The sequence below is a fragment of the Mesorhizobium sp. Root157 genome, assembly GCF_001427385.1.
Classification (GTDB): Bacteria; Pseudomonadota; Alphaproteobacteria; order Rhizobiales; family Rhizobiaceae; genus Mesorhizobium.
The window spans coordinates 152675-165691 of sequence record NZ_LMGJ01000033.1 but is presented as its reverse complement, the minus strand read 5'-3'; the positions used below and the strand labels follow the sequence as shown (position 1 = coordinate 165691).

At 60.6% G+C, this 13017-nt stretch carries 12 protein-coding genes; 2 read left to right on the top strand and 10 right to left on the bottom strand.

What is annotated here, in order from left to right; all coding sequences use genetic code 11:
* Position 1: 1 nt before the first annotated feature.
* The 3 genes from ASD64_RS14960 to ASD64_RS14950 are packed head-to-tail and all read right to left on the bottom strand — an operon-like array spanning position 2 to position 2639.
* Positions 2-805, bottom strand: a complete 804-nt coding sequence (locus ASD64_RS14960) for an ABC transporter ATP-binding protein (RefSeq protein ID WP_056106391.1) — start codon at positions 803-805, stop codon at positions 2-4.
* A 2-nt stretch (positions 806-807) separates the two neighbouring features.
* Complete coding sequence (locus ASD64_RS14955) at positions 808-1632, bottom strand: ABC transporter permease (RefSeq protein WP_056106388.1); 825 nt, start codon at positions 1630-1632, stop codon at positions 808-810.
* A gap of 11 nt (positions 1633-1643) precedes the next feature.
* Positions 1644-2639, bottom strand: coding sequence for an ABC transporter substrate-binding protein (locus tag ASD64_RS14950; protein ID WP_056106386.1), 996 nt, complete (start codon positions 2637-2639; stop codon positions 1644-1646).
* A 180-nt stretch (positions 2640-2819) separates the two neighbouring features.
* Between ASD64_RS14950 and ASD64_RS14945 the strand changes: the two genes are divergently transcribed.
* Positions 2820-3512, top strand: coding sequence for a FadR/GntR family transcriptional regulator (locus ASD64_RS14945; RefSeq protein ID WP_056106384.1), 693 nt, complete (start codon positions 2820-2822; stop codon positions 3510-3512).
* A 48-nt stretch (positions 3513-3560) separates the two neighbouring features.
* On the opposite strand, the gene ASD64_RS14940 is transcribed toward ASD64_RS14945, so the two are convergent.
* The 7 genes from ASD64_RS14940 to ASD64_RS14910 all read right to left on the bottom strand — a co-directional run bounded on the left by ASD64_RS14940 (position 3561) and on the right by ASD64_RS14910 (position 10707).
* The gene (locus ASD64_RS14940) at positions 3561-4928 is read right to left on the bottom strand and encodes an FGGY-family carbohydrate kinase (RefSeq protein ID WP_056106382.1); all 1368 of its coding nucleotides are present in this window, start codon (positions 4926-4928) and stop codon (positions 3561-3563) included.
* A 2-nt stretch (positions 4929-4930) separates the two neighbouring features.
* Positions 4931-5248, bottom strand: coding sequence for an L-rhamnose mutarotase (rhaM, locus tag ASD64_RS14935; protein WP_056106380.1), 318 nt, complete (start codon positions 5246-5248; stop codon positions 4931-4933).
* Positions 5248-6249 (bottom strand): ABC transporter permease, encoded by a 1002-nt coding sequence (locus tag ASD64_RS14930; protein WP_056106378.1) that lies wholly within the window; start codon positions 6247-6249, stop codon positions 5248-5250. The genes rhaM and ASD64_RS14930 overlap by 1 nt, the downstream gene beginning before the upstream one ends.
* A complete protein-coding gene (locus ASD64_RS14925) occupies positions 6246-7223 on the bottom strand; it encodes an ABC transporter permease (RefSeq protein WP_056106376.1) in 978 nt (325 codons plus the stop codon). Before ASD64_RS14925 ends, ASD64_RS14930 begins: the two co-directional genes overlap by 4 nt.
* Positions 7220-8761 carry a sugar ABC transporter ATP-binding protein gene (locus ASD64_RS14920; protein ID WP_056106375.1) on the bottom strand — a complete coding sequence of 514 codons (1542 nt, stop codon included), beginning with the start codon at positions 8759-8761 and terminating at the stop codon, positions 7220-7222. Before ASD64_RS14920 ends, ASD64_RS14925 begins: the two co-directional genes overlap by 4 nt.
* Positions 8762-8853: 92 nt before the next feature.
* Positions 8854-9849 (bottom strand): rhamnose ABC transporter substrate-binding protein, encoded by a 996-nt coding sequence (rhaS, locus tag ASD64_RS14915; protein ID WP_056106373.1) that lies wholly within the window; start codon positions 9847-9849, stop codon positions 8854-8856.
* 51 nt (positions 9850-9900) lie between these two features.
* A complete protein-coding gene (locus ASD64_RS14910; protein WP_056106371.1) occupies positions 9901-10707 on the bottom strand; it encodes a DeoR/GlpR family DNA-binding transcription regulator in 807 nt (268 codons plus the stop codon).
* A gap of 186 nt (positions 10708-10893) precedes the next feature.
* Between ASD64_RS14910 and ASD64_RS14905 the strand changes: the two genes are divergently transcribed.
* On the top strand, positions 10894-12996 hold the full coding sequence (locus ASD64_RS14905) for a bifunctional rhamnulose-1-phosphate aldolase/short-chain dehydrogenase (RefSeq protein WP_056106370.1): 2103 nt from the start codon (positions 10894-10896) through the stop codon (positions 12994-12996).
* Positions 12997-13017: the final 21 nt, after the last annotated feature.

Below are 13017 nucleotides of genomic sequence, written 5' to 3'. Positions count from 1 at the left end.
GCTACTCCACATATTGCTTCAGCCCTTGCCAGATTTCCTGAACCGTATCGAGATAGTGCTTGTCGCGATGGATACGATCGGGATCGCCGGACCGGTCGATTTCCGGTTCGATGATCCGCGACACTCGCCCCGGCCGTGGCGAAAGCAGCACGATGCGGTCGGAAATATAGACGGCCTCCTCGATCGAGTGGGTGACGAAGATAAAGGTCTTGTTCTGGTTGGTGCGCAGCCGGATCAGGTCTTCCTGGAATTTGCGTCGGTTCTGTTCGTCCACCGCCGAAAACGGCTCGTCGAGCAGAAGCACGTCGGCATCGACGCACAGCGCCCTTGCCAACCCGACCCGCTGGCGCATGCCGCCCGACAATTCGTGCGGATATTTGTCCTCGAAGCCGGCAAGCCCGACATCGACGACATAACGGCGGGCGATCGCCTCGCGTTCCTCTTTCGCCGTACCGCGCAGTTCCAGCCCGAAAGCCACATTGCGCAGAACGGTCGCCCAGGGCAGCAAGGCAAAATCCTGGAAAACGAAGGCGCGTTCAGGACCCGGCGCGCTTACTTTTTTTCCATTTACCGCAACAGTGCCGCGATCGGCTCCGATCAGACCGGCGATGATCTTGAGCAGCGTTGTCTTGCCACATCCGCTCGGTCCAAGCAGGCTGGTCAGCTTGCCGCGCGGAAAATCCAGATCGACGTCTCGCAGCGCCTCGACGCCGCTATAGGTCTTGGAGATGCCACGCACTTCGACGATGGCGTCTGATACAACATTGGTCGGAACGGCGTCATTTCTAACAATGGCGGCATGCATCTTCAGCCTCCCCTTTTTTCCGGCCTGAAGACACGGATTTCGATCCACTGCAAAGCCACCAGCGTCACGGTCGAAAGGGCTATGACCGAAGCGATCGTGGCATACATCCCGGCATAGTTGGCACGGGAACGCGCGAAGGTGATGAGGTCGCCGATGCCCGTCGGCGTAATCAGCAGTTCGGCCAGGACGACGCCGACGAAACCGGCGGCGACACCGAGGCGCAACCCGGCGAAGATCACCGGGCTGGCGTCCGGCAGGACGATCTTGGTCACTTCCTGCCATCTCGTGCCCATGAAGGACCGGTTCATGACCAATAGCGATTCATTGACATTGCGGACGGCCTTGTAGGTATTGAGGACGATCACCGGCAGGGCCAGGATGATCACGGCGAGCGTCTTGGCGGTCATCCCGATGCCGTAGATGAAGGTGACCAGCGGAATGAAGGCAGCGACCGGGGCAGCCTGCAATACGATGAAGACCGGAATGAGCAGCCATTCCCCCGGACGCGACAAGCCGCACAGCGTGCCGACGCCGACCCCGGCGAATGTCGCCAGGATGACGCCAAGGATGAGCGGCTGCAGGGTCGAGATATAAGCCGTGGGCAGGCTGCCATCCGCGATCATGCGGACGAAGGCGACCATCGTGTCGGAGAAGGTTGGAAAGGCGAAGCTCACCGGAATGAGCCCCGCAACCTGCCAGATCGCTGCAAACAGCGCGATCGAAACCAACCGCAAGACGATCGGTCGCTCGATCAGCCTTCCTGCCTGCACGCCCCGCGAAGGCGAGGCGAGGCTGGCGGCCCCGCCCACTCCCGATCCTGAAGACATCGGGCCTTCGCCTATTTCTTGCCGAGCGTGGCCAGCACGCGGTCGATTGAGCTGGTATCCCAGAAGTCTTCCGTCTTGAGCGAAGCCGGGTCGCCTTCAATCTGGCCGGCGGCGCTAAAGAAGGCAAAATCGTCGGCCGCAGCTTCTGCGCCACCACCATTCAGTGCAAGACTGCCGGCTTCTGCCGTCTCCTTGTAATAGGCAGCGATTTCCGCATCGGCGTCCGCTCCAAGATCCGGCAGAAGCTTGTATTTGTTGCGCAGTTCGACCGCCGCATTCGGATTTTCGGTGATTTCGCGTCCAGTCTTCATCAATTCCTCGACCAGGATATCGACGTCGGCCGCATTGTTCTTCAGATAATCCGCAGTAGCAAAGACCGCCTCGTCGGTGGCGCTGACATTTTCGACTGGAAGCACGGTGAATTTTCCAGGAGCTTCCGTCTCCAGTGCCCGACGGTTGGCCGCATCCACAATGGAGGCCTTGATCGTGCCCTGGAGCAGCGCGTTGCGCCGGACTTCCGAACCGGGCACGTAGCTGACCTTGCCGAACGAGATGCCGTTGTTCTTTGCCATCAGCATCATCACCGCTTCGGTGCCGGACCCGCGCGCCTGTACGGCGATCTCCTGGCCGTCGAGATCCTTCCACGTCTTGTAGACCTCCGCGTTGACCACCGGGAAGAAGCGCTGCGTCGAGATTTGCGCAAACATGCGGATCGGCACCCCAGCCTTCTGGATCAGCGTATAGGGTGCGCCGATGCCGACATCGGCCTGCCCGCCGACGATTGCCTGGGCGGCCAGGTCCTCGTCATTGAGGATGATCAGCTCAACGCCGACGCCGCGCTCCTTGGCGCGTTCGATCGCAGCCAGCGTCTGGATGGATTCGATCCCCGGAAGGTCGCCGAATGCGATCTTCATTTCGCCGGCACTTGCTGCCGGAAGGGTCATTGTGCTCCCAAGCGCGGCGGCGAATGCCGCAGCCAGGACGGTACGTCTGGAAAGTTCGATCATGTCACTTCCTCCCATAACCAATTTTCTGATTGGTTTAACTCTACGGCAGAATTGGTCAATAACCGTCAGGTGTCAACCAAAAACTTCAGCCACCAAACCCTTGTTTGCCGTACAGTTGACCGTTTTGGGCATTCGCATTATTACCAATGCTCAGCGATGGATTCACGATTGGTCGAACCAATGGACAAAATTGGAAATGGCGGCCATGCGGCATTGGTGCAGCTTCAGGCTTTTCTTACGCAGATAGATCTGCCGAGCGACGGCAGATTGCCGCCGGAGCGTGAGCTTTGCGAGAGCCTCGGCGTTTCCCGCGGCGACTTGCGCAAGGCGCTCGATGTTCTGGAGAAGGACGGCCACATCTGGCGGCATGTCGGCAAGGGCACCTTCGTGGGAAGCGGGCCGGTCGAGGAGACCATCGGCATCTCCGAGATTGCCGGGCGAACCAATCCGACCGATGTGATGCGCGCACGTTTGATCATCGAGCCGGAAATCGCCCGCGAAGCAGCGCTTCACGCCACGCTTGCCGATATTGCCGCGATGCGCCAGTCGCTCGTTCAGACGCGCGAGGCCGCAACCTGGCGCCAGTATGAGAACATCGACAACCTGTTGCACCGGCAGATCGCTCAAGCCAGCAGCAACAACGTGCTGCTTGGCCTGTTCGACGTACTGAACGCAATCCGCCGCACCGTGGTTTGGGGACGCCTGCGTTCAGAGGGCGCGCGTCCTCCAGAAGACCACCACAGCTTTGCAGATCATGACAGGATCGTCGAAGCGATTGCCGTGCGCGATCTCAGCGGGGCCGCTGCGGCGATGCGACAGCATCTGCAGCAGGTCGAGCAGCGGCTCCTTTCGGTAAGGCAGGCGGCTGAGTAGGAATTATGGTCGGCCTAGACGTGAGGGCGCGTCGCCTTGCCTGGATAGCTATAGGGTTTTGACCGCCTCACGCCACGCCTGTGCGTAGCGGCTCCATCCATAGGGCGGATTCGCTCGCTCGGCTTGGCCGACCGGCGGTAATCGGGGCGCACTCGCCAATAGTGCCGCGCCAATGCTCGTGCCGGTAGCTTGTCCGCTTTGAGGCAGAACTGGCCGCTCCGTTGCCGCCTGCAACATGTCGCAGTAGTGCTGGTTCGCGGCAAACGGGCCTTCAATGACGGTGCTGCCGTCGCCGCCTATCAGATCGAGGCAAGTGGCGGTCATCATGGCGAGGTAGAAAGCAATCGCAACATTGCGTTCGCCGGGCGAAGGCCTATCGGTCCAGTGCGCGGTCGCCGTTGGAAATGGCCCGGAACCCTGCTGCACCGAAGGCAGGAGCATGATCTTGCGATCGAGCACCGATGCCAGATCCTCGTCACTTGACGTCGAACTCACGCCGCCGGACAGCACCTCGAATTCGCGCCCGCCCATGAATCTGGCGGAAGGAACCGGATCGCCGAATGCGTTGACATTGACTAGCGTATCGCGGGCCGGTTCGAGGGCTGTTTTTCGGCCGCCGATCGCCATGGAGACAACCCAGGTGCCCGTCGAGACGACCGAAAATGGGGCCTGCCTTGCCAACAGGTGCGGCAGCAGCGAAGCGTTGGAATCGTGAATGCCGCATTGGACCGGTGTCGATGGACCGATCCCCGTGCTCAGGGCGAGTTCGGGCAGGATACTGCCCAGTGGCGCACGCGCGGCCTTCAGCGGAGGGAACAGCCGACGCCACGCCATGTGATCGACGAGTGTGGAGAAATCTCCACGATAGGGGTTCCATAGATCGGTGTGGCAGCCCAGCGAGGTCACCTCGCTGGCCGCGATACCCGTCAACCGCCAACTCCAGTATTGCGGATAGGTCAGGATTTTCGCGACGCGGGCAAACGCCTCGGGATAAGTTTCGCTCTGCCAGAAAAGCTGCGCTCCAAGATTGAGGCCGAACGGTAGAGCTGGTGAGCCGGTTTCCTCGAATTCTGGCCGCACGGCGTCATAGCGTTCGCGCAGCATGTCGGGGCCGCTATCCTCATAGTCCAGCACCGGCATCGCCAGCGCCCGGTCGGCGCCAAGCAAGACAGCCGTTGCGCCGTGCGTTGTCACGGAAATGGCATCGACCCTTTGTTCGCGCCCCAGCGCGGCAAGGCTTTCAAGGATGAAATTCCAGATCGCTTCGACATCGTGATGGCGATAAGGCCCATCGGGCAAAGGGCGATTGACGGTCTTTCTGACCTCTGTCTCCGATAGCGTCTCAAGGTCGACCATCGCCACTTTGGCGTTGGTCTTGCCGATGTCGATGACGGCGACGTGGCGGATATCGGCCATCGTCATTCCATTTGAAAAACGGTTTCGAGCGGCACCACCACCGGTTCGTTGTCCGGTCTGGTTTCCATCAAGTCCGCCATGTAAGCCCACCAACGCTGCATCACCGGGTGGCGGGGCAGGTCGGTCATGCCGTGATTGTCGGCGCGCCACAAGACGCCGAACAGGCAGTTGGTCGCTTCATCGAGATGAATGGAGTAGTCGGAAACGCCGGCATCTTTGAGCAACGTCACAAGCTCGTGCCAGATTTCATCGTGGCGCCGCTTGTATTCGGCTTTCATGCCGGGGTTGAGCCGCATGCGGAAGGCATATTTGTCTGGCATCAGGCCAACTTCTCCCGGCGCAGGCGCCGCCAGACGATTGGCAGCGCGATCACCACGATGAGCAGCAGGCCGACGAAGATCGACATGACGATGCCCGGCACATTGAGCAGGCCGAGGCCGAAGGTGACCAGCCCCATGATGAAGGCGGCTATCACCACGCCCGGAATGCTGCCCGCGCCGCCGAGGATATTGACGCCACCCAGCACCACCATGGTGATGATCTCAAGCTCATAGCCCTGCGCAATCGAGGGCCGAGTCGAGCCCAGCCGCGATGTGATGAGGATCGCCGCGACGCCCGACATAAGCCCGGTCAGGCAAAACAGGATGAACTTGGTGCGCCCGACGCGCACGCCGGAAAATTGCGCTGCGACCGGATTGTTGCCGATGGCGAAGATGCGCCGCCCGAAACTCGTGCGATGCAGCAAGGCCCAATAGATGGCTGCGGCGACGAGAAACAACGTGACCTCGAATGAAACCACCCACCAGACATAGCCCTGCCCGAAGAAGGCGAAGCTGGACGGGTATCCCTTATAGGCCTGGTCGCCGAGGATGATGAAGGCAATGCCTCGATAAAGCGTCATCGTGCCGATTGTCACCACGATGGACGGCAGGCCAAGGCGCGTTACCAGAAGCCCGTTGAAGGCGCCGCAGGCAAGACCGACTGCAATGCCGATCAAGACCAATCCAGGCGTGCCGACGCCCACTTGCACGGCCATGCCCATCAAAGTGGACGCCAGTGCAATGATTGCCGCGACAGATAGGTCGATCTCACCGGCGATGATCAGCAATGCCATCGCGAGCGCGACAATGGCCTTTTCAGTGAAGTTGAATGTCAGGTCCGACAACGACCATGGATCGAGAAAGTAGGGCGACGCCAGGCTGTTGGCGATGAATATCGCGACAGCTACCACCACCAGCAGCGCCTCCCAGGAAAACACGGCCGATTTGAGCGGCTTGTCGAGCCTGTCGGGTATGCGACGTGGGGTTGGCGTATCGCTCATCGCGCTTCTGCCTTCTTGAGGATGATGCGGCCCTGGCGGCGTTCGCCGCGCGCATTGAGCACGACAGCGAGGATGATTGCCGAACCTGAGATCGCCATCTGCCAGAATGGCGAGATGTTGATGACCGGCAGCGCGTTGGAGATTATGCCGAGAAACAACGCCCCGAGCACAGCCCCGCCGACCGAGCCAATACCGCCAGCGATCGACACGCCACCGATCACACAGGCTGCGATGATGTTGAGTTCGTAGCCGTTTGCGACCTCGACCGAGGCGATGACGTAGCGTGAAATCCACAAATAGCCGCATAGGCCGGAAATCATGCCGGAAATGCAGAACGCCACGAACTGCGTGCGGCCGACATTTATGCCGGCATAAACGGCTGCCGTCGGATTGACTCCGGCAGCGTAGATCGAGCGCCCAAGCGCCGTGCGCGTCATCAGCACGAAGAACAGCGCGATGACACCGATGGCGACCCAGGATAGCACTGGAATGCCCGCCACAACGGCTCGCTGGAATCCGATGAAGGCCGGGCTCATCTGGTCGGCATTGACCCATGCGCCGCCTGACAAGACAAAGGTCGCGCCGCGATAGATGGTGAGCGTGCCAAGCGTAACCACGATCGACGGGATGTCGAGACGCCAGACCAACAGCCCGTTGATGGCGCCCAAAACCAGCCCGACCGCCAGCGCAATGACAATCAGCAACGGGATCGGAATGCCCGGATAGGCGGCGTTGAGCATTGCCACGACCATGCCGGTAAAGCACAGGTTCGCGGCCATCGACAGATCGATGCCGCGCGTCAGGATCACCACCATCTGGCCGAGCGCCAGGATCATCAGGATCGACGTGTCGTTGAAGACCTGGGCGAGATTGTCCGGTCGCGCGAAGGCCGGGAAGCGGGTGGAGATGAGCCCGACCACAACGGCAATCGCCAAGAGCAGCCAGGCTTCGCGATATTTGAAGAGGTTCTTCATGCGGCGATCCCCGCGGCTGCCCGCACCAGCGTCTCGGCGTCAAGCTCCTTGTTGTCGTAAACAGCTGCGATCCGCCCTTCGCGCATGACCACGACTCGATCCGACATGCCGAGGATTTCGGGCAGTTCGGAAGACACCATGATGACCGAAAGCCCCTCAGTGACCAGTTCGCCCATGAAGCCGTGCACGGCAGCCTTGGAGCCGATGTCGATGCCCTTGGTGGGTTCGTCGAGAATGATGACTTTTGGTTGCGTGGCCAGCCACTTGGCGATGACAACCTTCTGCTGGTTGCCGCCGGAGAGCGTGCCGACATCCTGGCTGAGCGAGGAGGCGCGCAGGTCGAGCCGCTGCGTGTAGGTGCGGGCCAATGTGAACTCTTCGGCCAGTCGCAACAAGCCGGACTTGCCTGTGCGCTTCAGCGAAGGCAAGGAGACGTTCTGGAAAATCGGCAGGCCGATGACCACACCTTGCTTGCCGCGTTCCTCCGGCACGTAGACGATACCCGCCTCGATGGCATCGGCTGCCGATCTCGGTGCGATCTCTGCGCCTTCAAGAGAAATCGTGCCGCGGCTAGTGCGGGTAATGCCGGTGATTGCCTGCATGACTTCGCTTCGTCCTGCGCCGACAAGCCCGTAGAAGCCGAGGACCTCGCCCTTGTGCAGCTTGAAGCCGATATCGTCGAATTCAGTCGGGTGAGACAAGCCCTCGATGGCCAGCACCGGCTCGCCGATGGAGACGGTGCGCTGCGGGAAGATATGGTCGATGGAGCGTCCGACCATCGCCTTGACGAGTTCGTTCTGGTTGGTCTCGCTGAGCAGGCCCTCGCCAACCTTCTCGCCGTCACGGAAAACGGTATAGCGGTCCGCGATGCGGAAAATCTCATCGAACTTGTGGCTGATGAACAGGATCGCCTTGCCTTGGCTCTTGAGAAATTCGATCAGCAGGAAAAGCTCCTCGATCTCCTTCATCGAAAGTGCGGCTGTCGGCTCGTCCATGGTCACGATCTGGGCATCGATCGACATGGCGCGCGCAACGGCGACCAGATGCTTGTTGGCGATGCCGAGATCCTTGAGGCGGGAATCGGGATCGATATGCCCAGCCTGCATGGTGGTCAGCACTTCGTGCGCATTGGCCCGCATCATGGCCCAGTCGATAAATCCGAGACGGGTGCGCGGAGCGTGCCCGAGGAAAATGTTCTCCGCCACCGACAGATCGTCGAACAGGACAGTTTCCTGGTGGATCGCGGTGATGCCATGGGCGAAGGCCGCATGCGCGCTCGGCAGCGTAACCGGCTTGCCGTCCACGGCGATGGTGCCGCTGTCCGGCTGGTAGATGCCGGTCATAATCTTGACCAGCGTCGATTTGCCGGCACCGTTTTCGCCGACCAGCGCCGTCACCTCGCCCGGATAGAGCGACAGACCGACATCGTGGAGCGCGCGCACGCCTGGAAAGCTCTTGCTGATGCCGGAGAGCGTCAGGCGCGCCGTCGAAGCCAGCGGCCGCTCATTTGCTCCGTTGCGCCGGGCTGTCGTGTCCATATCCGTATCAAGCCCTGAATGTCTTTGGTCCTGAACGCCTTGGTCGAAAGGGGCGGCCGAGTGCGACCCGGCCGCCCGCCAGACTTGCCCGATCAGTAGATCTTCGAGAACTCTTCGATGTTCGACTTGTCGAACTGGAAGGGCGGCGCCATCGCAGCCGAGTTGGTGTCGTCGAGCGTAACCGTGCCGACGCGGCCGATCGACAGCGTGGCACCGGGCTTTGCCTCTTCCTTCTTCACGGCGAGGTCGTGCGCCAGATAGATCGCCGAGTAGCCGAGGTCGATCGGATTCCACAGCGCAACTGCCTGGCTGGCGCCATTGTCGATAAACTTCTTGAATTCCGAAGGTAGCGCCAGGCCGGTCACGTTGACCTTGCCGATCAGCCCCTCGTCGGTCACCACCTGGGCGGCCGCAACGACACCGACGGTGGTCGGTGCAATGATCGCCTTCAGGTTCGGATAGGACTTCAGCAGGCCTTTGGCCTCGTCGGTGCTCTTGGCAGAATCGTCATCGCCATACACGGTGGCGACGAGATTGATCTTCGGGAATTTCTCCGGCAGCACCTTTTTTGCCGCATCGATCCAGGCGTTCTGGTTGGTCGCCGTCGAGGCGGCCGACAGGATGGCGACGTCGCCACCCTCAGGCAGGTAGTCTGCGGCGAGCTTGATGATGGTTTCACCGATCAAGTTGGTGTCGGACGGATTGAGGTGAAGTTGCCGGCCTTCCGGCGCCACACCGGAATCCCACGAGATCACCGTGATGCCGCGTTCCATCGCCTTCTTCAGCGCAGGCACCAGTGCATCGGCATCATTGGCCGAGATGGCAATGGCGTTGACCTTTTGAGCGATCAGCGCGTTGACCACCTCGATCTGGGCCTCGGCGGTCGCCTTGGTGGGGCCAGTGTAGATCAATTCCACGTCGCCCAGTTCCTTGGCCGCTTCCTCGGCACCCTTGTTGGCGGCGTCGAAGAAGCCGTTGCCCAGCGACTTCACCACCAGCGCGATCTTGACGTTGTCTGCATAGGCCGCGTTCACGACCATGGCGGCCGAGAACGCTGCCGTCACCAGCAGTTTTTTCCAGATGCTCATCGAAATACCTCCCTTGAGCGTTGCATTCTCATCAGCACTGCGGCGCCTGGTTCAGGCCTGCAGCGAAGATTCTTGCGGTTTGGCCGCCACCTTGGCGACGATCAGCGTGACGCCGGCGGTCTCCAGCATCTTGGCCTCCCGGTCCTCGATGCCTTCGTCGGTGATCACGGTGGCGATGCGCGACAGGCCGCACAAGATCAGGCTCGAACGCTGGCGGAACTTCGAGGAGTCGACGAGCACGACCAGTTCGTCCGCTTGGTCGATCAGTTTCTGCTCGGCCTGGATCAGCAGCGGGTCGCCTTCCATCAGCCCGAGCGGTCCCAGCCCTTGCGCGCCCATGAACATGCGCCGTGCATAGAAATTACGGGTCACGTCGTTCTCGAACGGCGACAGGATAATGTTCTGCTCGCGATAGATGGTGCCGCCGGACAGCATCACCGTGTTCTTGGAATGCTTGAGCAGATGCTCGGCGATAGGAAACGAATTGGTGAAGATCGGCATGCGCCGATTGGTGAGGAAATGCACCATCTGGAAGGTGGTGGTGCCGCCATTGATGATGATCGGCTCGCCATCCCTGCAAAGTTCAACCGCCTCGCGGGCAATCGCCCGCTTTTGCACGGCATTGATGGTTTCATTGACGGAGAACGGGCGCCCGGCCAGACCGACGAACGCCGGAGGAGAAATAGCCTCGGCACCGCCTCGCACCCGGCGTAGCCGCTTTTGCACGTGCAGCGCGGCAATATCGCGCCGGATCGTCGCCTCCGAAGCATCGGTCAGATCGACCAATTCCTGCACCGTCACGACAGGTTTTTCCTGGACGGCGGACAGAATGATCCTGTGGCGTTCTTTCTCGTGCATGGTTCCTCCCTGCTTCTCATCTACGCACGCATTTCGCGCAACGTCAATCATTTCCAATCAAATAATTCCATTGTGCAGCGCAATATGATTGTATTTGATTGTTTTTGATTGACGTGCGCAAACGATCGTGGAAGTTTGCGACTAATATTGCGCAGCGATCTGCGCGCCTTTGGGAGGATTTGCATCATGCTCGACAAGCGCACCGGCTCGCGCCTCGCAAATCTGTGGGATGACACCAAAGCGGCTGCAATGAACGAGGCGGAGCAACTCGTTTACCGTTCCAATATCCTCGGCTCCGACAAGCGCGTCACCAACTATGGCGGCGGCAACACCTCGTCGAAGATAGCGCAGGCGGACCCGCTGACCGGCGAGCAGGTCGAGGTTCTTTGGGTCAAGGGTTCGGGTGGCGATAGCGCCTCCATCAAGCTCGATGGCTTCGCCACGCTCTACATGGACAAGCTGCGCGCATTGAAAGGTCTTTATCGCGGCCTTGCGCATGAAGACGAGATGGTCGGCTTCCTGCCGCACTGCACCTTCAACCTCAATCCGCGCGCGGCGTCCATCGACACGCCGTTGCACGCTTACGTGCCGCACGCTTATGTCGACCACATGCACCCGGACGCCATCATTGCAATTGCTGCAGCCAAGGATTCCAGGGCGCTGACCGAAGAGATTTTCGGCGGCGAAATCGGCTGGCTGCCGTGGAAAAGGCCCGGCTTCGAACTCGGGCTGTGGCTGGAAAAATTCTGCCTTGAAAACCCTGCCGCCAAGGGCGTGATCCTCGAAAGTCACGGGCTGTTCACGTGGGGCGACACCCCGAAGGCCTGCTACGAAACGACCATTGCGGTTATCAACCAGGCTATCGACTGGTTCGAGCGCAGGAGCGAGGGAAAACCAGCTTTCGGCGGCGCAGTCGTCAAATCGCTCGACGCAGGCCAGCGCCGCACTATCGCAGCCAGGCTGATGCCGGCGATCCGCGGCCTCATATCCGAGAAATCCCACAAGGTTGGGCATTTCGACGATTCCGATACCGTACTGGAGTTCGTCAATTCAGCGAACCTGCACGAACTGGCGGCGCTTGGGACTTCGTGCCCCGACCATTTCCTGCGCACCAAGATCAGGCCTCTGGTTATCGAATTCGATCCGGCAAAACCGGACACGGATGCGGTAGTAGTGCGACTCGCTGACGACATAACCGCCTATCGGGCCGGCTATCAGGCCTACTACAAGCGTTGCAAACACACTGACTCTCCCGCCATGCGCGACCCCAACGCCGTGGTCTACCTGATGCCCGGCGTCGGCATGTTCACCTTTGCCAACGACAAGGCAACGGCACGCATTTCCGGTGAATTCTACGTCAACGCCATCAACGTCATGCGCGGTGCTTCGAGCGTCTCGACCTATGTTGGCCTGCCCGAGCAGGAGGCCTTCGACATCGAATACTGGCTTCTCGAAGAAGCCAAGCTCCAGCGCATGCCCAAGCCGAAGGCCTTGGCCGGCCAGATCGCACTGGTCACCGGCGGTGCGGGCGGCATCGGCAGGGCGACCGCCGCGCGCCTGTTGCGCGAAGGCGCCTGCGTTGTGCTTGCCGACATCGACGAAACGGCCCTTGCCAAGGCGCATGAGGAACTTGCCGCCTTGCACGGCAAGGACTTCGTGCGCCCTGTTCGCCTTGACGTCACGGCGGAAGAGCAGGTTGCTGTCGGGTTCACCGAAACGGCGGTGGAGTTCGGCGGCGTCGATATCCTGGTGTCGAATGCCGGCCTTGCATCGTCCGCGCCGGTGGAAGAAACGACGCTCGCTCTGTGGAACCGGAACATGGACATTCTGGCGACCGGCTATTTCCTGGTCAGTCGGGAAGCCTTCAAATTGTTCCGGGTTCAGAAACTCGGTGGCAACGTGGTCTTCGTCGCGTCGAAGAACGGGCTTGCGGCATCGCCCAATGCCTCAGCCTATTGCACTGCCAAGGCCGCCGAAATCCACCTTGCGCGATGCCTGGCGCTCGAAGGCGCGGAAGCACAGATCAGGGTCAACGTCGTCAACCCGGACGCTGTGTTGCGCGGCTCCAAGATATGGACCGGCGAGTGGAAAGAGCAGCGAGCAGCAGCCTACAAGATGTCCACCGACGACCTCGAGGAGCATTATCGTTCGCGATCCATGCTGAAGCGCTCGGTCTATCCCGAAGATATTGCCGAAGCCGTCTATTTTCTCGCATCGGACATGTCCGCCAAATCAACCGGCAACATCATCAACGTCGATGCCGGCAACGCGCAGAGCTTTACGCGCTAGGGCGTGACCCTAGAACAAACT